The sequence below is a fragment of the Ruegeria sp. HKCCA4008 genome, from assembly GCF_013033125.1.
GTDB lineage: Bacteria > Pseudomonadota > Alphaproteobacteria > Rhodobacterales > Rhodobacteraceae > Ruegeria.
The window spans coordinates 43,631-64,573 of the sequence record NZ_WQDM01000004.1; the positions used below are offsets into that span (position 1 = coordinate 43,631).

Here is a 20,943-nt window from a genome sequence, read left to right on the forward strand (position 1 = left end):
ATCTTCTGTATTTGACCAGTTACGCGCGTGCCCGCGTCTGCTTGCTGATCCAGTTTGCAAAAACTTGAACGGCGTCGTTCTTCTGACCTGTTGGCGTCGCGATGTAATAGGCGCTGTTCGACGTGTTGGCGATCTGGCCGATTTCGGTCAGAACGCCGGACGCCAGCTCTTCTTCAATCAAATACGAGGGCAGAATGGCGGCACCCAAACCGACGACGGCGGCCTCGATCAGCATCGAGAACTGATCAAACCGCATCCCCGGAAAAACCGCTCCCGGATCCAGCCCGAGCTGAGAGTGATAGGTAGACCACAGCTCGGGGCGCGAGGTCAGATGCAAAAGCGGCAGCTCAAAGGTTTGCGCGCGGGTGTCCAGCCTGTGACGTCTCAGCAGCGCGGGTGCTGCCGTGACCACCAGACGCTCGGGGAACAACCTGCGCAATTGCGCGCCCGGCCAATCCTCCTGCCCGAAATGGATGGCCAGATCCATACGTCGTTCTTCAAGGCTGAAAGGCGTCGTGTAAGAGTGCAGATCCAGTTCGATCCCGGGATGGCGCGTTTTGAAATCCGCCAGGCGCGGCACCAGCCACCGTGTCGCAAAGGTGGGTAGGACGGCCAGGGTCAAAAGCGACGCACCGTCTCCGGCTGCAATCGCACGGTTGATCGTACCACTGAGACGTTCAAGATCACCTGCCAGCTCGTCCCGCAAGGCCCGCCCCGCTTTGGAAAGGCGCACTGCGCGTCCAACCCGCCGAAACAGCGTAACGCCAATCGCGGCCTCAAGCTCTCGGACCTGGCGGCTGATCGCGCTTTGCGTCACGCCAAGCTCTTCGGCCGCCATGGTATAGCTTTCATGGCGCGCGGCGGCTTCGAAACTGCGCATAAGGGCCAGCGATGGCAGTGAGTTGATCCGGGGCATGTTATTCATGAGTTTTAGTCACTGAAAAGATACTCATTGGCGTATTTTTCTCAAGTGACTTTGTGGCTAAAACCGAACCTGTTTGCAGAGGAAGGTTCATGGTGTTCCAGCGCGCTGACCGGTTGAACGGTATCGAATTGTCGGAAATCGTCCAGATCTCAGAGGCCGCCGCCCGCCTGCGCGCCCAGGGGCGTGATATTCTGGCGCTGTCTACCGGCGAACCGGACCTGCCGACCCCGCCCCATGTGGTCGAAGCTGCGCATTCAGCGGCACTGGAGGGCAAAACCAGGTACCCGCCCACTGCGGGTGTGCCTGAACTGCGCACGGAAATTGCCCGACAGGCAGGTGCCGAGATGGCTCAGGTCATCGTATCAACAGGCGCGAAACAGGTGATCGCAAATGCCATGCTGGCCAGCCTTAACCCCGGCGACGAGGTCATCATGCCCGCCCCCTATTGGACCAGCTATTCCGATATTGTTCGGATGGCAGGTGGGGTGCCGGTTGTTCTGCCCTGCCCGATGGAGCAGGGCTTCAAACTGCTGCCTGAACAATTGCAGGCCGCCATCACACCGCGCACGCGCTGGCTGATGCTGAATTCACCCTCGAACCCGTCGGGCGCGATTTACTCGAAGGAAGAACTTGCGGGGCTGGCAGACGTGCTGGAGCGCCACTCGCAGGTCTGGGTTCTGGCCGATGAGATTTATCGCCATCTCAGCTTTGCACCTTTCACGTCCGCGGCCGAGGCCGCCCCGGCGCTAACCCATCGCATGCTGATCGTCAACGGTGTGGCCAAGGCGTGGTCGATGACCGGATGGCGCATCGGCTGGGGGATCGGACCGTCCGATCTGATAAGCGCCATGGTCGCTGTTCAGGGTCAGGTCACATCGGGGGCATGCTCGATCTCGCAATGGGCGTCGCTGGCCGCAATCACTTGCGACCCCGAGTTGCTGGAGGAGCGCCGCGCCCTCTTTGCCGCGCGCCGCGATCTGGTCGTCGACGGGTTGAACGCAGTACCCGGGCTGCGCTGTTCCACCCCGGACGGGGCGTTTTACGCCTTTCCGTCCTGCACTGGCCTGTTGAAGGAACAAGGCGGGCCATTTGACAGCGACGCGGAATTCTGCACGTGGTTGCTGGAAGATGCCGGCGTTGCCCTGGTGCCCGGCCGCGCCTTTGGGATGCCGGGCCATCTTCGCCTGTCGTTCGCATATGCTGAAGATACAATTGCAGCGGGCCTTGCGCGTCTGAAAACCGCTGTGGAAAGGAAACTTGCATGAAACCTCAATCCTCCCCGCACCTTGGCCCCTTTACCTGGGACGACCCGTTCCTGCTGGAAGACCAGCTGGCCGAAGACGAACGCATGGTTCGTGACGCTGCGCATGCCTACGCGCAGGACAAGCTGCTGTCTCGGGTAACTGCCGCGTTTGCCAATGAAGAAACCGACCCGGCCATCTTTCGCGAGATGGGTGAGATGGGTTTGCTGGGGACAACCATCCCCGAGGAATATGGCGGCATTGGGTCCAGCTATGTGACCTATGGTCTGGTCGCGCGCGAGGTCGAGCGTGTGGACAGCGGCTATCGTTCGATGATGTCGGTGCAGTCCAGCCTGGTGATGTATCCGATCTACGCTTACGGCACCGAAGAGCAGCGCCAGAAGTACCTGCCCAAACTGGCAACCGGCGAATTTATAGGCTGCTTCGGGCTGACGGAACCCGATGCCGGTTCGGACCCCGGCTCGATGAAGACTGTCGCGAAGAAAACCGAGGGCGGCTATGTGCTGAACGGGTCGAAAATGTGGATCTCGAACGCCCCGATCGCCGATGTGTTCGTCGTTTGGGCCAAATCCGAGGCGCATGGCGGCAAGATCAAGGGCTTTGTTCTGGACAAGGGAACGGCTGGACTGTCGGCCCCCAAGATCGAAGGCAAGCTGTCCTTGCGCGCCTCGATCACCGGTGAGATCGTGATGAACAATGTCGAGGTCGGCGAGGATGCCCTGCTGCCCAACGTCGAAGGTTTGAAAGGCCCGTTCGGCTGTCTGAACCGTGCGCGTTACGGCATTGCCTGGGGGTCGATGGGTGCCGCCGAGGCGTGCTGGCACGCGGCCCGGCAATATGGGCTTGACCGCAAACAGTTCGGCCGTCCGCTTGCGCAGACACAACTGTTCCAGCTGAAGCTTGCCAACATGCAGACCGAAATCACGCTGGGCCTGCAAGCCGCGTTGCGCGTGGGTCGCCTGATGGACGAAGCCCGCGCCGCGCCCGAGATGGTCAGCCTGATCAAACGGAACAATTGCGGCAAGGCACTTGAGATCGCCCGCCATGCCCGCGACATGCATGGTGGCAACGGGATCAGTCAGGACTTCCACGTGATCCGCCACATGGTGAACCTTGAAACCGTCAACACCTATGAAGGCACCCATGATGTGCATGCCCTGATCCTTGGCCGTGCGCAGACAGGTCTGCAAGCCTTCGCCTAAGGACATCTGACATGGATCGCGCCGCAATCGTGCATGACAATTTCCTGCGCCGTGTTGCGGCGCGGGACTTTCCCGAAGGGTCCGCAGCGGCCGGGCCGCTGAGCGGTCATCAAGCCGTCGCGCTTTACAGGGCGCAATGCCTGAGCCGCGCGCTGGACCGGCAAAGCCGCGCGATGCAGAAGGCGGGCCAGGGGTTCTATACGATCGGGTCGTCCGGGCATGAGGGCATGGCGGCCGTTGCCGCGGCCCTGCGCCCGACCGATCCGGCCTTTCTGCACTACCGCGATGCGGCCTTTCAGATTGCCCGCGCGGATCAGGTGCCGGGCCAAAGCCCGACATGGGATATTCTGCTGTCCTTTGCCTCGTCTTCCGAGGATCCGATCAGTGGCGGGCGTCACAAGGTTCTGGGATCGAAAGCGCTGTGCATTCCGCCGCAGACCTCGACCATCGCCAGCCATCTGCCGAAGGCGGTCGGCGCGGCATATGCCGTCGCTGCTGCACGGCGTCATCGCCCTGAACATGCAGACATGCCCGAGGATGCCATCGTCTATTGCTCGTTCGGGGATGCCTCGGCCAACCACTCCACCGCACAGGGCGCGTTCAACACGGCGCAGTGGACGTCCTTTCAATCTGTGCCTCTGCCCCTTCTGTTCTGCTGCGAAGACAACGGGATCGGTATCTCGACCAAAACGCCGAAAGGCTGGATCGCGGCCACATTCGCTAACCGTCCGGGCCTGAAGTATTTCTCGTGCGACGGGTTGGATCTGTTCGACACCTATCGCGTTGCGCAACAGGCGGCCGACTATGTGCGCAGCCGCAGGAAACCTGCTTTCCTGCATGTTCGGACTGTTCGCCTGTACGGTCACGCCGGGGCCGATATGCCAACCACCTATATGCCAAAGGCCGAGGTTGAGGCCGAAGAAGCCAACGACCCGCTGCTGCATTCCGTGCGCCTGTTGGATCAGTGCGGCGCGATGAGCCCGGAACAGGCGCTGAGCGTCTACAATGATACCTGCGCCCGGGTCGCCCGCGTGGCCGATCAGGCCATCACGCGCCCTCGCCTGCAAAACGCAAAAGAGGTGATGGCCAGCCTGATCCCGCCGGCACGCCCCTGCGCGCCGACCAACGGCCCTTCACCCGAGCGTAGGGCCGAGGTGTTCGGCGGCGATCTCAAGGCCCATTCCGAACCGCAGATCATGTCGCGATTGATCAACTGGGCACTGACCGATCTGATGCTGGAACATGGCGAGATCGTCATGATGGGCGAAGATGTCGGGCGCAAGGGCGGCGTTTACGGCGTGACCCAAAAGCTGCAAACACGGTTTGGCCCTGACCGGATGATCGACACGTTGCTGGACGAACAGTCGATCCTGGGCCTGGCGATCGGCATGGCTCAGAACGGGTTCACGCCAATGCCGGAAATCCAGTTTCTGGCCTATCTTCACAATGCCGAAGACCAGCTGCGAGGTGAGGCCGCCACCCTGCCCTTTTTCTCGAATGGTCAATACACCAACCCGATGGTCGTGCGCATTGCCGGGCTGGGGTATCAAAAAGGGTTTGGCGGACATTTCCACAATGACAACTCGGTCGCTGTATTGCGCGACATCCCGGGCCTGATCCTGGCCTGCCCGTCGAACGGTGCCGACGCCGCGCGGATGCTGCGTGAATGCGTGCGCCTTGCGCGTGAAGAACAGCGGCTGGTCGTTTTCCTCGAACCCATCGCCCTCTACCCGATGCGGGACCTGCACGAGGCCGGAGACGGCGGCTGGATGCAAACCTATCCCGACCCTTCTGAAAAGATCGGCTTCGGCGAGGTGGGCGTGGACGGTAACGGCGACGATCTGGCCATCGTCACCTTTGGAAACGGCGTCTATCTCAGCCATCAGGCATGCGCGGCCTTGCTGGCCGACGGGATCAAGACACGGATCATCGATATGCGCTGGTTGTCCCCTTTGCCCAAAGCGGCACTGACACAGGCCGTGACCGGGGCCAAACGCATCCTGATCGTCGACGAAACCCGCCACCATGGCGGCGTGGCCGAAGCTCTGATGGCGCATTTTCATGAAACAAGCGATGTGCCGCTGGCCCGCATCACCGCAGAAGACAGCTTTATCGCCACGGGCCCGGCCTATGCTGCGACCATGCCATCGAAGGACAGCATCGAAGCCGCCGCGCGATCCTTGATGGAGGTCGGCACATGAGTTCCGCCAAACAAACTGCCGTCGTCATCTGCCCTGGCCGCGGTACTTACAACAAACCCGAACTGGGCGTCCTGGGCCGGCAATTCAGTGACAAAGCGCTTCTGAGGCGCTTTGATGATATGCGGCGCGCGCAGGGGCAAGACACGCTCAGCGAACTGGACGGTGCCGCCCGATATTCCATTGCCAAGCACACGCGCGGCGACAATGCATCTGCTTTGATCTATGCCGCGACTTTGGGTGATTTCCGCGCCATCAATCCTGACAAAATCGAAGTGGTTGCGGTGACGGGAAATTCGATGGGCTGGTATTCGGCACTGGCCTGCGGCGGTGCGCTGTCCGCCGAAGGAGGGTTCGAGGTGGTCAACACCATGGGCACTCTGATGCAGGAAAACATGATCGGTGGTCAATTGATCTATCCTTTCATGGAGTCCGACTGGCATCCTGACCAGGCCCGCAAGGCAGAGCTGCTTGCCTTGGTGGATGACATCGACCGAACCGATGCGACGCTGACCCTGTCGATTGATCTGGGCGGCATGTTGGTGCTTGCAGGCGACGACGCCGGTCTGGCCGCGTTCGAAAAGGCCGTACCGGTGGTTCAGGAACGTTTTCCCATGCGATTGGCCAACCATGCCGGGTTCCATTCGCATCTTCAGGCTCCGGTTTCGGCGCAGGGCCGCACACAACTGAGCCCTGGCCTGTTCCGGCAGCCGGACCTGCCCCTGATCGACGGGCGTGGCCGGATATGGTGGCCCGGAGCATGCGACCCGAATGCGCTTTGGGATTACACCCTGGGCCACCAAGTGAGGGAAACTTATGATTTCACCCATGCCATCGCACAGGCCGCGCATGAGTTCGCGCCGGATCTTTTCATTGTTACGGGTCCCGGCACCACGCTGGGCGGTGCCGTCGCGCAAAGCCTGATCCTGAACAATTGGTCCGGACTGTCGGACAAGTCGACATTTCAGTCTCGCCAAAGAAACAGCCCGATTATGTGTTCGATGGGAATGGATGATCAAAGGAAACAGGTGACATGAACCTGCGGGCCGCCGGTCAGCCTCAGAGCCGGCGCGCCGAGGTTGCCAAGCCGTTTCAGAAAACCGGTGCAGCGAACCCGGTTTGTCAATTCCGGCGCTATTCAATGCGATAGAAACGTTCTGACGTGCCGCGAAAGACGTCGTCCAGCATCGCCCCCGGGATGAGCGTCTCATGCCGGGAAACGGTTTCCCTGTAGGTCGAGGTAAGGCTGTCGACCGGGAAATTCGATCCGAACATGCAACGATCGGCGCCAAATTGGGACAGGCAGGTTGAAACGATCGGCGAGACGCTCTCAGCATTCCAATCGTGGTCGAACATTCCCAGGCCGGAGAGTTTGCAATAGACATGTGGCAGGTTTGACAAGGCCGTCAATTCATCTGCCCACCGTCGCAACCCTTGCGGGGTCCGGTCGTATGGCGACCCTGCGTGGCAAAGAGCGATCCGGGTCTCCGAGGCCTGTGCAAGGATATTCGCGGTTTGACCCATCAGCTCTGGCAGCAGCTGAAGATCAAAGGAAAGACCGCGCGCGCCCAGTTGCTTCAGACCAGTCAAGAACTTTGGGTCTTCAAGCAACGCGTTCGTGCCAGTTGAGGCGTCTTCACCCGGAGCGCGGCCGATAATCTGACGAACGCCGCGCACCGAAGGCAGGGTTTGAAGACGGTCGAGCTGTGCATCCAGATCATCCGAGGTCAAATCGCAGAATGCCACCTGCACCAACGGCCAGTCAGGGAACTGGTCGGCAACGGATTGTACCCACTGCGCCTCGGTCCAGGGCTCAGCGGCGCCGACCTGAATGTGAACCGAAGCGCCGAACCCCATGGCTTCGGCGTCCGCGCGAAACTCTGGGAGCAAATAGTCCCGCTGGATGGAAGACGGATCGCCGAAAAATCGAACGATACCTTTCTCCATAAGCCAGGGGTAGTGCACGGCCGAAAGGTCCCACAGGTGGTGATGCGCATCTATCCTCATGATGCTTCAATCCCGGTGGTGCGCGCCAGAATATCCACACCCTGCCCTTTCCAGAAATGCAGCAAGTCGATGAAGATCCAGTTTTCGGCCAGCTTGTCTTCGACGCGGCGATAGATATCGATCACCCTGAATTCACCGGGTTTTCCGGTGGCTGGCATCCCCATGAAACCCCCTGTGGGCGTGGCCGTGAAGTTGGGCCATCCAAAGAAACCGCCGTAATGCCCTTCGGCCAGACGGCAGACGTGATTGGTCTTTGACCGGTCCGTGAAGGCAGCGCGAAACGGTCCGGAGTGTTGCCTGGCATAGCGTTCGATCGTGTAGGTCGCGCCAATTCCTTCGGGGCCCCACCAGATCATGTCCTGGTGCCACGTACGCGCCAATTCTTCTTCCAGCGACAGTCCGCTGTCCCAACGGCCCAGATCCGCGATCATCGCGTTGATGACCGCCAGCGTTTTTTCGCCTTCGTCAGCGGGTTGCTCATCATGCAGCAAACCATCATGGGTCCTTGGTCCGGGCTGCACCAGATGTGCCGCGGTCTGCGGGGGGAACGGATTCTGGCCGGCCTGGACCATCAGGTGCGGGATGTCGAAATACATCGCCGTTTCGACAATTCTGTCACCGGCCACCTTGTAGAACGCGCAATATCGCAGGAACGCCATCTTGCCGGTTGGGCGAATACCCAACCACGGTCGGTCGAACAGCCCCACCAGATGGCCCATGGCGACAACCCAAACGTCGGTTTCTTTCCGCAACGAGTTTTGCCCCGCAAACAGAATATCCACTCGGTTCCGCAAATGAGCAAGGCTGCCCTTCAGCGGCTGCCAGAATTTCCGGGCAACCTGTTCGGCGCCGTTGATTTCGTTGAACGGATGAAAGCCGCGCCACCTCGAATCCGAAGCGCAGAATTGGCTCATCACCGTCGGAGTTTCCGTCACTGCGGCGGATTCCAATGCGGTGTGAAACGCAGAGACCAGTTTTTTTTCTGTCTGAAAGTTCACGGTATTTACCATTGTAGTCAAAGTTTTGCGAGCGGCGCGAAGCCAGGTTGAGTCGGATTACCCCGTTATTTTTGCATACGTATGCAAAAAAGTCTTGCCTGATTTGATACATGCGAATTACAGTTTTGCAAACGTATGCAAAACGATTCCTTGCAGGGGGCACCATGGCGGAAATTCAATTGCGGAACGTCGGCAAGCGATGGGGCTCATTCGTTGGGGTTCACAATTTCGACCTGACGATTGCAGATCGTGAGTTTCTGGTGCTGCTCGGCCCATCAGGCTGCGGCAAGACAACCACCATGCGCATGATCGCCGGCCTCGAAGACGTGACGGAGGGCGAAATCCTTGTCGACGGCAACGTGGTCAATGATCTCGAACCCAAGGACCGTGACGTGGCGATGGTGTTCCAAAGCTACGCTCTGTATCCCAACATGAACGTTTACGAGAACATCCGCTTTCCGCTGAAAGTGCGTGGTATCGACCCGGCAACACACGACGAGAAAGTGCGCCGCGCCAGCGCCATGGTTGAACTGGACGATTTCCTGCATCGCAAGCCAGCCGAGTTGTCCGGTGGTCAGAGACAGCGTGTGGCACTTGCACGTGCCATCGTGCGCGAACCCAACGTGTTCTTGATGGACGAGCCGTTGTCCAATCTGGACGCCAAGCTGCGGGTTTCCACACGTGCCCAGATCAAGAATCTGAGCCATGAGCTGGCAGTCACCACCATTTACGTCACCCACGACCAGATCGAGGCCATGACCCTTGCGGACCGCGTCGTCGTGATGAAACATGGCGTGGTTCAGCAGGTCGGAAGCCCGACCGAAATTTATGACCGTCCCGCGAATACGTTCGTCGCCAGCTTCATCGGTTCACCCGCCATGAATTTGATGGACGGCGAAGTGGCGGGCGGAATATTCCGCGCAGAACATGTCGAAATTGCGGTGGATGCACCGGATGGCCCAATGACACTGGGTTTCAGGGCCGAAGATGCCAGCCTTGCCGATGGCAAAGGTCAGATCACCGCTCCGATCTATACGCTGGAACTGCTGGGCGACGCGACCATGATCTCGGTTCGGGTCGGCGGAGCTCTGGTTTCGGTGAAAGCAGACAAAGCATTCCGCGCCGAGATTGGCGAGACGGTCTCGTTCTCGGTGCCGACGGAAATCTGTCACCTCTTCGAAGCTGGAAGCGGTGCGCGGATCGGGGGCTGACCCCACAAACGGCCCGCAAGGGCATAACACCGGTCCGGACGTCGACGACGGACCGATCCTGACAGGGAGAAACCTATGAAACTCAAGACGATCCTCATGGCCGGTGCCATGTCCATCGCCGCCAGCGGCGCGTGGGCAGATTGCGCCTTTGAAAACGAAGTGCCGCTAAAATCGCTGTCCGCCGGTTTTGAAGCGTGGAAAGCCGTCACCGATGCGATGGCAGAATGCGGCAATTTCAGCGCATCGCTGGATCAGGAATTCCGTGAAAAGCAGCCCGAAGCATTTGCTGCGGATCCCGCGCTTTATCAGATCGGCGGTGTTTCAAACGCGACCCTGGTGCCGTTGCTGAACGCAGGCACGATCCGTCCGTTGGATGATCTGGTCGAAAAATACGGCCAGGACCTGCTTCCCAACCAGTTGATCAAGGTCGATGGCAAGACCATGGCCATTGCGATGATGGTGAATGCGCAGCACCTGATGTATCGCGATGATGTTCTGGCTGAACTGGGCATCGAAGAACCAAAAACCTATGATGACGTCCTGGCAGCGGCCGCCAAGATCAAAGAAGCCGGCGTCATGGACTATCCAATCGGGGGAACGTTCAAGACCGGTTGGAACCTCGGCCAGGAATTCGTCAACATGTACCTTGGCGAAGGCGGCTCGTTCTTTGGCGACGGCAACGTTCCAACGATCAACAACGAGCAGGGCGTCGCTGCGCTGGAAACACTGAAAGCCATGACCGAGTACATGGATCCGGAATATCTGGTTTCCGACTCGACATACGTTCAGCAACAGTTCCAGCAGGGCAAGATCGCCATGGCGAACCTTTGGGCCAGCCGTGCCGCCGCGATGAATGATGAGGCCGAAAGCCAGGTCGTCGGCAAAGTCACCATGGCAGCCGCTCCTATGGGTTCGGCAGCGCCGGCAACCACCATCTGGTGGGATGGCATCGTTCTCGCTTCGAACATGAGCGACGAAGAGGCCGACGCCGCATTCCGCGTCGCGCTTGAGGGCATGGACGGCGAAATGGTCAGCGCAAACAACGACGTCGCTGTTTGGCTGAGCCCTGCCTATTCAGCGGGTGCTTTGGCGGCAGGAGCAGCCGCTTCGGCTGAAGCGGGCGCAAAAGCGTACCCGGCATCTGGCCCGATGGGCATCATGCACACCGCCCTGGGCAACGGTCTGGCCGACTACCTGACCGGCGCCAAGGATGCTCAGACAACGCTAGCGGATATCGAGGCAGATTACATCACTGCCGCGAAAGAAGCAGGTCTGATCAGCAACTGATCCTCCCGTGGGAGGGCTACGGCCCTCCCGCCCCTTCCCCTCGAGAGTCATGAGAAAGGCAGAGCCATGAATTTCCGGACATTTGCCGCATTTGTCGGCCCCTCTGTCTTTATGATGCTTCTCTTTATCGCGTTTCCTCTGGTCAGCGTGTTCCAGCAGAGTTTTTACGTGACTCAGCCGATCTATGAGACGGTCGAAAAGGAAACCTGCACGCCCGGTTTCCTGACGCAGACCTGCGTGACCGAGATGGTTTCGCAGCCAAAGCTCGACGAACATGGCGAAGTCATTACCCAAACCCAATATGTCGGCTTGCAAAGCTATCGCAACGTATTGGAGCCTGAACGCGCATGGCGCGCCATAAGCGACGGCAGTTGGCATGTGCTGTCCACGATCAACTTCTGGAAGGCGCTTCGGTTCACCCTGACCTTCACATTGATCACTCTGCCACTGGTGGTCGGGTGCGGGCTTGGGATCGCAATACTGATCAACAACGCGGCGCGGTCCATCCGCGGGCCGGTTATCTTTGTATCCTTGCTGCCCTTCATCATCACACCCGTGATCGGAGTGCTGTCGATCAACTGGCTGTTCCGGGGCGACGGCATCCTGACCGCAATGATGGAATGGTGGCTGAACCGGGACATCGCCCTTTTCGCCCAAGCCTGGACCATCGAAATACTGATGATGCTCTACCGCGTGTGGCATGTGGCACCCTTTGCAGCAATCGTCTTCTACGCCGGGCTGCAAACGGTCAATCAGGACAGTCTTGAAAGTGCCGTGATTGACGGTGCGACCCGTTGGCAGCGCCTGAAATACATCGTCATTCCACACCTGATGCCGCTGATCATTTTCGTGTCGATGATCCACCTGATGGACAGCTACCGCGTGTTCGAAGAGATCGTCGGTTTTTCGAGCCAGGGCTACGTCATCTCGCTACAGTGGCTGACCTTCGATTACCTGACGCCGGATCAGGCCGGCAACCGGTCGATCAGCCGGGCGTCCGCCAACTCGATGCTGACCATGATCGGTGTCGTCATCCTGCTTATCCTGCCGCTGCGCCGAACATGGCGCGACCATAAAGGAGGTCACTGACATGTCCTCGCGTGCGCTTCGCCAGCCCTTCAGCCTGCGGTTGACCTCGAACATCTTCCTTGCGCTCTGGTGCCTGATCGCGGCCTTTCCGATCTTCTGGATCGTGGTGATGAGCTTCAAGTCACCCGTCGATGCGTTCGACAGCAACGCGCTGAACGTGATCTTCGGGCCGGCCACGCTGAGCGTCGGAAAGGGCTTGTCGCTGCTGGATATCATTCTGGGTATCGCGGTTATCTGGGGCACGATCTTCGCTGCCACCAAAACACTGCCTTCGATGATAAAGTCCTACACCAAGCCCGGTCAGGAATGGTTTGGATGGCTGATCGGTGTGCTGTCCTTGCTGGTGGGTTTCCTGTTGGTTTTCTTCGTGGTCCTGCCTGCAATCCTGAACGTGTTGAACCCGCTGTTTGGCCCACTGGGACGGGATGTGCTTGGTCTGACGACCGAGCATTACAAAACCGTCTGGATCGACCGGGGCTTTTCAAACAACTTCAAGAACTCGCTGATCGTAACGACGGGCGTGGTGACGGTGTCGCTGACCGTGGGCACATTGGCGGGCTACGGTCTGGCGCGGTCAGGATCAACTTTGGCCTTCTGGATCCTGATCGTCGCACTGGTGTTTCGGGCATTACCGCATTCAGTTCTGGTGGCGGGCTATCTGCCGGTGTTCATCAACTCGGCCGAATGGCTCAGCCCGATCTTGGGTGAGAACGCACCAACCTTGTACGGCAAGCCTTTTGCGGTGATCGCTGTTCTGGTCGCGATCAATCAGCCCTTCACGATCTGGATGCTGCGCTCGTTCTTCCAGAACATCCCGGCCGAGCTGGATGAGGCCGCCCGCGTGGATGGGTGCAGCCACTTTCAGGCCTTCCGCCGTGTCATCATGCCGGTGATGTGGCCAGGCGTGATCACCACAGGACTGTTCAGCTTCTTGCTGGCGTACAACGATTTTCTGGTCACCGCGCTGCTGCTTGATGCGCAGAACCAGACCATGGTTCCCGCCATCGTCGGCATGTTCAATCGCGAGACGACGACAACCGATCAGGTCGTTGCGGTTGCCGCTGCCGTATCGATCACCGCGCCTCTGATCTTCCTTGTGCTGATTTTCCAGCGCCAGATTGTCAGCGGTCTGACAGCCGGGGCAGTGAAAGGCTGATGAGCAAGAACGCCCGACATAACGCCATGTCGCGCCACCCGGCGCTGAACAGGATGCCGAGGGACTTTCTGAGCATTGGGGCCGCACGTCCCAATCCCTCCCTTCGGCAACCTCAAAGGATAGAAAAATGAAAGGTTCCCGTCCCGAACAAGCGGTTCTGACCCGCGACACGGACATGAGCAAGACGGAAGACACGCGCCGCGTGATCGAAACGATGGTTGATGGTCTGAATGATCACCGCATTGATGACATCGGTGAATTCTTCGCCCAAGGTTTTCGCTGGATGGGCAATCAGGGCTGCGGCACCAAGACCGGCCTGCAGGAATTTCAGGATAACTGGCAGCGCCCGTTTCAAGCCGCGTTTTCGGATAAGGTCTGCGTTGACGAAGCGCGCCTTTACATGGGTGAATGGGCCGCCGCCTTCGGCCGCCAGGAAGCCACGCATTCCGGCGAATTTCTGGGCATTGCCCCCACAGGCAAGCGTGTCGAAATCAGGTACATGGACTTCTGGAAAGTGGTCGACGGCAAAATTGTCGACAACTGGGTGAATGTCGACTTTGCCCACGTTGCGGCTCAGCTGGGCGTGGACCTGTTCAACGGCGAAGGCTGGGAAGCATTTGACCGCGGCGAGAAGACTCCGCCACGGCCGGAAAACTGAGGATTGGAAAGATGGCAATCGAGTATCTTAAACGCGGCAAATCCGATGCGGATCGGGCGGAAGATGATGCCAAGACCCGTGCCGTGGTTGAAGCGACGCTGAAAGACATCGAAACCCGTGGGGATGCCGCGGTGCGCGAGTTGAGTGAGAAGTTCGACAACTACTCACCTGCCTCGTTCCGCCTGAGCCAGCAGGAAATTGATGACCTGATCGGGCAATTGTCCGATCGTGAGCTGGCCGATATCAAATTCGCGCAGGAACAGGTGCGCAACTTTGCGCAGGCGCAGCGGGATTCAATGCTGGACATCGAGGTCGAAACCCTGCCCGGTGTCATTCTGGGGCACAAGAACATCCCGGTGCAATCCGTGGGTTGCTATGTTCCGGGCGGCAAATTCCCGATGGTCGCCTCGGCGCATATGTCGGTGGCGACCGCCTCGGTCGCCGGTGTTCCGCGCATCATAGCATGCACACCCCCGTTTCAGGGCAAACCCAATGCAGCGGTAATTGCCGCCATGCACCTGGGTGGCGCGCATGAGATCTATGTCATGGGCGGCATTCAAGCCATCGGAGCCATGGCATTGGGCACCGAAACAATCGATCCGGTTCACATGCTTGTTGGCCCCGGCAACGCCTTTGTCGCGGAAGCCAAACGTCAGTTGTTCGGTCGTGTCGGGATCGATCTTTTTGCAGGGCCGACCGAAACGATGGTCATTGCCGACGAGACCGCCGCAGATGCGGAGCTGTGCGCAACCGATCTGCTGGGGCAGGCCGAGCATGGATACAACAGCCCCTGCGTTCTGCTGACCAACTCACGCAATCTGGCCAATGACACCCTGGCCGAGGTCGACCGGCTGCTGGGCATCCTTCCAACCGCGGATACCGCGAAGGTGTCGTGGGACGAATATGGTGAGGTGATCGTTTGCGACACTTATGATGAGATGTTGCAGGTTGCCGATGACATCGCCTCGGAACATGTACAGGTGATGACCGACCGAGACGACTGGTTCCTTGAAAACATGACCTGCTATGGGGCGTTGTTCCTTGGGCCGCGCACCAATGTTTCGAACGGGGACAAGGTGATTGGCACAAACCACACGCTGCCCACCAAAAAAGCCGGGCGTTACACGGGTGGTCTTTGGGTTGGTAAATACCTGAAGACGCACAGCTATCAAAAAGTTCTGACGGATGAGGCCGCGACGCTGATCGGCGAGTATGGCTCGCGCCTGTGCATGCTCGAAGGGTTCGTTGGCCACGCGGAACAATGCAACGTTCGTGTGCGCCGATATGGCGGAATCAATGTTCCCTACGGTGCGCCCGCCCCTTACCGGGACGCTGCTGAATGAGTGACAAACACACACATCACAAGGCCCTGATCGAACCGCTCAGGGCTGCGATGTACGATTTCGATGAGGCCGGCGTACGCCGGGCTTTGGCGGAGGTCACGTCACTGGATGCCGTGTTCCGTCTGTGTCATCCCTTTGGGGACAGCGTCGGCAGTGATGCGTTCTATGACACTGGCTACAAAGACTTACTGGCGGCCTGGCCCGATCTTGAACGACGGGATTACATCGTCATGGCCGGCCCGGATGAGTTCGGCGCAGATTGGGTCGGATGTGGTGGGTATTACACCGGTGTTTTCACCGGCCCCTGGCTGGACATCCCGCCGACGGGTCATCAAGTCACGATGCGGTTTCATGAATTTTACCGCTTCGAAAACGGCAAGATCGTCGAGATGCAGGCCCTTTGGGACATCCCCGAAGTCATGATGCAGGCGAGTGCCTGGCCGATGGCGCCAAGTCTGGGCCGTGAATGGCATGTCCCCGGCCCTGCCACCCAGGACGGGTTTGTCCCCGGCCCTTATGATGAAGCCAAGGGCAAACAGACCTGCCAGCATATCATCGACATGCTGGAGCATCTCAAGAAACACCCGTCCCAAGGCGGCCCCGAAGTGATGGAGATGGAACGGTTCTGGCACCCGCGCATGAACTGGTACGGCCCTTCGGGCATCGGCACCGGGCGCGGGTACGCGGGGTTCCGAAATTGGCATCAGATCCCATTTCTGAACGGTATGCCGGATCGCGGGCAGTTCGTGGACGACATCACCTATCACTTCTTCGGTGACGGGGAATATGCGGCCGTGACGGGCTGGCCCAACATGATCCAGACCGTCACAGACGATGGTTGGATGGGCATCGCTCCGTCAGGCAAGAAGATCACCATGCGCAGCCTCGATTTCTGGCGTTTGGAAAACGGCAGGATCCGGGAAAACTGGGTGCTGGTTGATTTGCTGGATGCCTACCGGCAGCTTGGCGTTGACGTCTTTGCCCGCCTGCGGGAATTCAACAAGGCCCGCAATTTGGGCCGTATTGAAATACCGGATGGAATGCGCTGATGACGGAATTGCCACGCACCCCTTCGTTTTCTCTGAACGGAAAATCAGCCCTCGTTACCGGAGCCTCGTCGGGTATCGGTCAGGGTTGTGCGGTGGCTTTGGCCGAGGCAGGCGCGCATGTTGTTTGTGCGGCCAGAGGGGCGGACCGGTTGAATGACACCGTCTCCGCCTTGCGAGATCACGGCTGGTCGGCCGAAGCGCTTGTGATGGATCAGGGTGATCTGGATGCCCTGAAAAAGCTTTTCGATCACCGCACCTTCGATATCGTGGTGAATTCAGCGGGCCTGGCGCGCCACAGCCCGGCCATCGAAACCACGCCCGATGACTTTGATGTTGTCACCAACGTCAATTTGCGTTCGGCCTATTTCCTGTCGGCCTACGCCGCCCGCGCTTTGATCTTGGCAGGAAAGCCGGGATCGATCATCCACATCTCCAGCCAGATGGGGCACGTCGGCGGTGTCGACCGGGCGCTTTATTGTGCGACCAAACATGGGCTTGAGGGCATGGTCAAATCCATGGCCATCGAATGGGGCAAACAGGGCATTCGGATCAACACTGTCTGCCCGACTTTCATCAGAACCCCCCTGACCCAATCCACTTTCGACAATCCTGAACGCGCCGCGTGGATCATGGAAAAGATCAAGTTGGACCGGGTCGGAGAGGTCGAAGACATCATGGGCGCGGTGCGTTATCTCGCGTCAGACGCCTCTGCGCTGGTTACCGGCACGTCAATGCTTATCGACGGGGGTTGGACAGCAGATTGATGGCCGAAAAAGTAACATCCCTTCAGGTCGCCCAACTGGCTGGTGTCAGCCAGTCCGCCGTCAGCCGCGTCTTCACGCCCGGCGCGTCCGTCAGCAAAAAGACCGAAGAGAAGGTGCGCAAAGCCGCCGCTGAACTGGGCTATCGCCCAAACGTTCTGGCCCGCGCCATGGTGTCCGGGAAAAGTCGCATCATCGGTTTGGTGGTGGGCTACCTGGATAACTATTTTTATCCGGAAGCGCTCGAGAAGCTGTCCAACGCCCTTCAGGAGCAAGGCTATCACGTGCTGATCTTCATGGCCTCACGATCGGCCGGGAACATCGACGATGTGATGGAAGAGATTCTTGATTATCAGGTAGATGGCGTCATCCTGGCCTCGGTGCCCATGTCGTCGGATATCGCCATGCGCTGCCAACAGGCCGGGGTGCCGGTGGTGCTGTTCAACCGCAGCCAGGACATCGAGGGCATCACCACGGTCACGTCCGACAACTATGCCGGGGGCCGCAAAGTCGCGGAATTTCTGCTAGCCGGAGGGCACCAACGGATTGCCTATATCGCAGGTTGGCAAGGGGCCTCGACGCAGCGGGACCGCGAAGCCGGGTATCGCGCCGCACTGGCCGAGGCCGGGCAGGAATTGTTTGCCCACGAAGTAGGTGAGTTTCACACGGAAAACGCCCGTACAGCAGCCCGTCGGATGTTCGATGTCGCCCCCGAACGACGGCCGGATGCCGTATTTGTGGCCAATGATCACATGGCATTGGCAGCGATGGATGTGATCCGTTTTGAACTTGGCCTGCGCGTCCCCGAGGATGTCTCGGTCGTGGGCTATGATGACGTGCCGCCGGCCGGTTGGCCGGCTTACAATTTGACGACGATCCGGCAGCGGGCCAACCTTATGGTGGCCGAAACCGTTGCCGCCCTTTTCGAACATATCGACACCCCGGCGAAAGCCGAACCGCGCAAAGTGGCCATTGATGGACCATTGGTTGTGCGGACCTCGGCCCGATTGCCAAAGGGGTGGGCCCCACAAAGGACAGAGACATGAAAGGCTTCGATCCGAAATTCCGGGATTTTCCGGACTACATCATCGGCATCACCAAAGAGATTTGGGAAGACCGGGGAATCGCCACGCTGCACGAATATTACAGCGATGACATCGTCGTCCGTTCGCCTGGTTCGGTTGTTTTGGGCAATCAGAATGTCATCGGAGCCACAATGGCAACGCTGGCCGAGTTTCCGGATCGGCAGCTGCTGGGCGAAGACGTGATCTGGTCCGGCACACCGGAAGAGGGCATGCTGAGCTCTCATCGGATCATTTCAACGGCCACGCATTTGGCCGAGGGTGTCTATGGCAAGCCCACCGGCACCAAGCTGCGTTACCGGATTCTTGCGGATTGTTACGCCATCGACAATCAGATCAACGATGAATGGCTGATCCGCGACCAGGGCGCGATTGTGCGCCAGATGGGCTGGGATCCCAAGGAATACGCCGCTGATCTGATTGCCCGGGAAGGCGGCAAAGAGAACTGCGTCAAGCCTCTGACGCCCGAAATAGATCAGCCTGGACCGTACAAAGGCCATGGGAATGACAATGAATGGGGGCAGCGCTACGCCGACATTCTGACACGGATCATGAACGCAGATATGGGCGTGATCGGTTCAGAATATGACCGCGCTGTTCAGTCAGAATATGTGGGTGGCGTAACAGGGCATGGCTGGCAGGCCATCGACCGCTTCTGGATGGGGCTGCGGGCGAGTTTTCCGAATGCGGAATTCAAGATCGAGCATCAGATCGGGCGAGATGACCCTGATATGCCTCCGCGTGCGGCAATTCGCTGGAGCCTTTGGGGCAAGCATGACGGCTGGGGCGTGTTTGGCGCGCCGACTGGTGCACAGGTTTATGTCCTCGGGATCAGCCACGCTGAATTCGGCGCGCTTGTTGCAGGGCAGCCGCAGTTGCGCCGTGAATACACCCTGTTCGATGAAACCTCGGTCTGGAAGCAGATCCTGTTGCAGAGCGGCGAGGTCTGAGTGGGCCGCCCGGTCTCATATCGCATCCTGTCGGGCGGTCTGTCCGAGCCCCGGACCGTTCGGCGTTTCCACATGTACCGTCAAAGCCTGAGGGCGCGGCGACTGAACCTGCGCCCGCCCGGAAAGTAAGGGCCTGTCCTGCTTGGGCACACGCGCTTTCTTTCCAAAAACGTTCAATCGGATCGTACATCATGACAAAATCATCCATCCCTTCCCGCATCGTCCGCTATGGCGAACTTCAACCCTGCAAAACCGCTTTTATCGATGCCCATACGCCCGGCAGCGATCAGAAAGAGAATTTCACGATAATCGGCGGCGGCGTCTCGGAATCTCCGGACCAGCATGTCCACATCACCGACAAGATCGGCTTCAACATCGGAGCGGCCGGGCAGCCGCCGAAATGCCGCAACTCACTGCACAGCCACACCACCGCCGAGGTCTTTTTCGTTGCCAAGGGTCGTTGGCGGTTTTTCTGGGGCCGCTATGGCACGGCCGGAGAATTCATCGCCGAGGAAGGAGACATTTTCAACATTCCGACGGGTATTTTCCGGGGCTTTGAGAATGTCGGCCAGGATTACGGAATGATCATGTCGATCCTGGGCGGAGACGATGCGGGTGGCGGCGTCACCTGGGCGCCTCAGGTGATCGAAGATGCGCAGGCACATGGTCTGATGCTGGGCGACAATGGCGTTCTGTACGACTCCAAACTGGGCCAGGAACTGCCCCACAATGTCCGCCCGATGCCTGTGCTGACCGAAGAACAGCTGAAAAGCTATCCCGAAGTTCCCGTCGAGGATGTGGTCGGCAAATACGTTGCGCGGTATTGGGATCTGATGGCGTTGTCGGCCAATAAGCCCGCAAAGGTGATTGGCGAAAACGCGTTGATCAAGGACAAACCCGGATTCGAGGTCGATTTTCTGGGGCGCGGGTCCGCAGTGACCGAACCGATCGCTGCCGAGAAACCAGTGGTACTGATGCCGGCCAGCGGTCACTGGCGTGTTTCGATCGACGGGTACGAAACCACGATCTCGGTGGGCGACACGGCCTTGGTTCTTCCCGGCGAAACCTATGGCGTTCAGCCATCGATGACCGGACTGGCAGGCCTGTACCGCATCACCGCAACCGATGACCCGGCAGGAGCGACCTGGACAGGATGAACGCGGACCCGAATGACACCCACGCCGTTTATGAACGGCAGGCGACCGAGTATGACAGGCGCCGTTCCAAGGCCCTGTTCGAAGCGCGCTGGTTGGCGCGCTTCACCGCCAGCCTGAAGCCGGGTGACCGCGTATTGGACCTGGGCTGTGGCTCGGGCGACCCCATCGCACGCTGGTTCATGGCCGAAGGGTTCGACGTCACGGGTATCGATTTTTCCGACGCCATGCTTGCCATTGCCCGCGACCGTTGGCCCGATGGCGACTGGCGCAACGCGGATATGCGGAATTTTGAACTGGATCAACAGTTCGACGGCATCATTGCCTGGAACAGCTTTTTCCACCTCACGGCGGACGAGCAGAAAGACTGTATCGCCCGGATGGCGCGCCATTTGCGGCCCAAGGGAATGCTCATGCTGACCGTCGGACCTCGTGCCGGAGAGGTCAGCGGCACGGTGGGATCAGAGCTTGTCTACCACGCGTCACTGTCCCCGGCCGGTTACGCCGGGTGTCTCGAGGAAAACGGGCTGCAAATGACCGGATACCTGGCCGAAGACCCAGAAGCCCAAAGCCACACGATCCTGATGGCACGAAAAATTTAAGGAGGTCCC

At 59.3% G+C, this 20,943-nt stretch carries 19 protein-coding genes; 16 read left to right on the plus strand and 3 right to left on the minus strand.

Translation table 11 applies throughout. From position 1 onward, the window contains the following. Positions 1–19: 19 nt before the first annotated feature. Entirely contained in the window at positions 20–916 is an 897-nt protein-coding gene (locus GOW60_RS10725) for a LysR substrate-binding domain-containing protein (RefSeq protein ID WP_171229253.1), read from the minus strand. 98 nt (positions 917–1,014) lie between these two features. Between GOW60_RS10725 and GOW60_RS10730 the strand changes: the two genes are divergently transcribed. From GOW60_RS10730 to GOW60_RS10745, 4 genes are read left to right on the plus strand one after another with little or no spacing between them, the layout of a single operon-like run. Then, on the plus strand, positions 1,015–2,190 hold the full coding sequence (locus GOW60_RS10730; RefSeq protein WP_171229254.1) for a pyridoxal phosphate-dependent aminotransferase: 1,176 nt from the start codon (positions 1,015–1,017) through the stop codon (positions 2,188–2,190). Next, a complete protein-coding gene (locus tag GOW60_RS10735; protein WP_171229255.1) occupies positions 2,187–3,389 on the plus strand; it encodes an acyl-CoA dehydrogenase in 1,203 nt (400 codons plus the stop codon). Before GOW60_RS10730 ends, GOW60_RS10735 begins: the two co-directional genes overlap by 4 nt. Positions 3,390–3,400: 11 nt before the next feature. Then, positions 3,401–5,590 (plus strand): thiamine pyrophosphate-dependent enzyme, encoded by a 2,190-nt coding sequence (locus GOW60_RS10740; protein WP_171229256.1) that lies wholly within the window; start codon positions 3,401–3,403, stop codon positions 5,588–5,590. Continuing rightward, positions 5,587–6,624, plus strand: coding sequence for an ACP S-malonyltransferase (locus GOW60_RS10745; protein ID WP_171229257.1), 1,038 nt, complete (start codon positions 5,587–5,589; stop codon positions 6,622–6,624). Before GOW60_RS10740 ends, GOW60_RS10745 begins: the two co-directional genes overlap by 4 nt. A 97-nt stretch (positions 6,625–6,721) precedes the next feature. On the opposite strand, the gene GOW60_RS10750 is transcribed toward GOW60_RS10745, so the two are convergent. Together GOW60_RS10750 and GOW60_RS10755 are read right to left on the minus strand one after the other, a co-directional pair. Then, complete coding sequence (locus tag GOW60_RS10750; protein ID WP_171229258.1) at positions 6,722–7,594, minus strand: amidohydrolase; 873 nt, start codon at positions 7,592–7,594, stop codon at positions 6,722–6,724. Beyond that, positions 7,591–8,604 (minus strand): nuclear transport factor 2 family protein, encoded by a 1,014-nt coding sequence (locus GOW60_RS10755; RefSeq protein ID WP_171229259.1) that lies wholly within the window; start codon positions 8,602–8,604, stop codon positions 7,591–7,593. Before GOW60_RS10755 ends, GOW60_RS10750 begins: the two co-directional genes overlap by 4 nt. 152 nt (positions 8,605–8,756) lie before the next feature. Here GOW60_RS10755 and GOW60_RS10760 point away from each other — a divergent pair, with 152 nt between their 5' ends. From GOW60_RS10760 to GOW60_RS10815, 12 genes are all read left to right on the plus strand, one after another. Beyond that, on the plus strand, positions 8,757–9,803 hold the full coding sequence (locus GOW60_RS10760; protein WP_171229260.1) for an ABC transporter ATP-binding protein: 1,047 nt from the start codon (positions 8,757–8,759) through the stop codon (positions 9,801–9,803). 75 nt (positions 9,804–9,878) lie between these two features. Continuing rightward, positions 9,879–11,090 (plus strand): ABC transporter substrate-binding protein, encoded by a 1,212-nt coding sequence (locus GOW60_RS10765; protein ID WP_171229261.1) that lies wholly within the window; start codon positions 9,879–9,881, stop codon positions 11,088–11,090. Positions 11,091–11,156: 66 nt separating this feature from the next. Continuing rightward, a complete protein-coding gene (locus GOW60_RS10770) occupies positions 11,157–12,179 on the plus strand; it encodes a carbohydrate ABC transporter permease (protein ID WP_171229262.1) in 1,023 nt (340 codons plus the stop codon). Position 12,180: 1 nt separating this feature from the next. Continuing rightward, complete coding sequence (locus GOW60_RS10775; RefSeq protein ID WP_171229263.1) at positions 12,181–13,335, plus strand: carbohydrate ABC transporter permease; 1,155 nt, start codon at positions 12,181–12,183, stop codon at positions 13,333–13,335. Between the two features lie 127 nt (positions 13,336–13,462). Next, on the plus strand, positions 13,463–13,993 hold the full coding sequence (locus GOW60_RS10780) for an ester cyclase (protein ID WP_171118397.1): 531 nt from the start codon (positions 13,463–13,465) through the stop codon (positions 13,991–13,993). 11 nt (positions 13,994–14,004) lie between these two features. Further along, positions 14,005–15,336, plus strand: coding sequence for a histidinol dehydrogenase (gene hisD / locus GOW60_RS10785; protein ID WP_171170235.1), 1,332 nt, complete (start codon positions 14,005–14,007; stop codon positions 15,334–15,336). Continuing rightward, complete coding sequence (locus GOW60_RS10790; protein WP_171229264.1) at positions 15,333–16,385, plus strand: ester cyclase; 1,053 nt, start codon at positions 15,333–15,335, stop codon at positions 16,383–16,385. Before hisD ends, GOW60_RS10790 begins: the two co-directional genes overlap by 4 nt. Beyond that, on the plus strand, positions 16,385–17,149 hold the full coding sequence (locus tag GOW60_RS10795; RefSeq protein ID WP_171118392.1) for an SDR family NAD(P)-dependent oxidoreductase: 765 nt from the start codon (positions 16,385–16,387) through the stop codon (positions 17,147–17,149). Before GOW60_RS10790 ends, GOW60_RS10795 begins: the two co-directional genes overlap by 1 nt. Continuing rightward, on the plus strand, positions 17,149–18,192 hold the full coding sequence (locus GOW60_RS10800) for a LacI family DNA-binding transcriptional regulator (protein ID WP_216597841.1): 1,044 nt from the start codon (positions 17,149–17,151) through the stop codon (positions 18,190–18,192). The genes GOW60_RS10795 and GOW60_RS10800 overlap by 1 nt, the downstream gene beginning before the upstream one ends. Further along, positions 18,189–19,178 carry a nuclear transport factor 2 family protein gene (locus tag GOW60_RS10805; protein WP_171229265.1) on the plus strand — a complete coding sequence of 330 codons (990 nt, stop codon included), beginning with the start codon at positions 18,189–18,191 and terminating at the stop codon, positions 19,176–19,178. Before GOW60_RS10800 ends, GOW60_RS10805 begins: the two co-directional genes overlap by 4 nt. A gap of 191 nt (positions 19,179–19,369) precedes the next feature. After that, entirely contained in the window at positions 19,370–20,335 is a 966-nt protein-coding gene (locus GOW60_RS10810) for a cupin (protein ID WP_171229266.1), read from the plus strand. Beyond that, on the plus strand, positions 20,332–20,934 hold the full coding sequence (locus GOW60_RS10815) for a trans-aconitate 2-methyltransferase (RefSeq protein WP_170346854.1): 603 nt from the start codon (positions 20,332–20,334) through the stop codon (positions 20,932–20,934). The genes GOW60_RS10810 and GOW60_RS10815 overlap by 4 nt, the downstream gene beginning before the upstream one ends. Positions 20,935–20,943 lie beyond the last annotated feature (9 nt).

Excerpts from the sequence above, each read along its gene's own strand:
- GOW60_RS10775 (WP_171229263.1), top strand. The coding sequence starts at position 12,181 with ATGTCCTCGCGTGCGCTTCGCCAGCCCTTCAGCCTGCGGTTGACCTCG.
- GOW60_RS10810 (WP_171229266.1), top strand. The coding sequence starts at position 19,370 with ATGACAAAATCATCCATCCCTTCCCGCATCGTCCGCTATGGCGAACTT.
- GOW60_RS10730 (WP_171229254.1), top strand. The coding sequence starts at position 1,015 with ATGGTGTTCCAGCGCGCTGACCGGTTGAACGGTATCGAATTGTCGGAA.
- GOW60_RS10725 (WP_171229253.1), bottom strand. The coding sequence starts at position 916 with ATGCCCCGGATCAACTCACTGCCATCGCTGGCCCTTATGCGCAGTTTC.
- GOW60_RS10760 (WP_171229260.1), top strand. The coding sequence starts at position 8,757 with ATGGCGGAAATTCAATTGCGGAACGTCGGCAAGCGATGGGGCTCATTC.
- GOW60_RS10770 (WP_171229262.1), top strand. The coding sequence starts at position 11,157 with ATGAATTTCCGGACATTTGCCGCATTTGTCGGCCCCTCTGTCTTTATG.
- GOW60_RS10765 (WP_171229261.1), top strand. The coding sequence starts at position 9,879 with ATGAAACTCAAGACGATCCTCATGGCCGGTGCCATGTCCATCGCCGCC.
- GOW60_RS10815 (WP_170346854.1), top strand. The coding sequence starts at position 20,332 with ATGAACGCGGACCCGAATGACACCCACGCCGTTTATGAACGGCAGGCG.
- GOW60_RS10780 (WP_171118397.1), top strand. The coding sequence starts at position 13,463 with ATGAAAGGTTCCCGTCCCGAACAAGCGGTTCTGACCCGCGACACGGAC.
- GOW60_RS10740 (WP_171229256.1), top strand. The coding sequence starts at position 3,401 with ATGGATCGCGCCGCAATCGTGCATGACAATTTCCTGCGCCGTGTTGCG.
- GOW60_RS10795 (WP_171118392.1), top strand. The coding sequence starts at position 16,385 with ATGACGGAATTGCCACGCACCCCTTCGTTTTCTCTGAACGGAAAATCA.
- GOW60_RS10735 (WP_171229255.1), top strand. The coding sequence starts at position 2,187 with ATGAAACCTCAATCCTCCCCGCACCTTGGCCCCTTTACCTGGGACGAC.
- hisD (WP_171170235.1), top strand. The coding sequence starts at position 14,005 with ATGGCAATCGAGTATCTTAAACGCGGCAAATCCGATGCGGATCGGGCG.
- GOW60_RS10755 (WP_171229259.1), bottom strand. The coding sequence starts at position 8,604 with ATGGTAAATACCGTGAACTTTCAGACAGAAAAAAAACTGGTCTCTGCG.
- GOW60_RS10745 (WP_171229257.1), top strand. The coding sequence starts at position 5,587 with ATGAGTTCCGCCAAACAAACTGCCGTCGTCATCTGCCCTGGCCGCGGT.
- GOW60_RS10805 (WP_171229265.1), top strand. The coding sequence starts at position 18,189 with ATGAAAGGCTTCGATCCGAAATTCCGGGATTTTCCGGACTACATCATC.
- GOW60_RS10750 (WP_171229258.1), bottom strand. The coding sequence starts at position 7,594 with ATGAGGATAGATGCGCATCACCACCTGTGGGACCTTTCGGCCGTGCAC.
- GOW60_RS10800 (WP_216597841.1), top strand. The coding sequence starts at position 17,149 with ATGGCCGAAAAAGTAACATCCCTTCAGGTCGCCCAACTGGCTGGTGTC.
- GOW60_RS10790 (WP_171229264.1), top strand. The coding sequence starts at position 15,333 with ATGAGTGACAAACACACACATCACAAGGCCCTGATCGAACCGCTCAGG.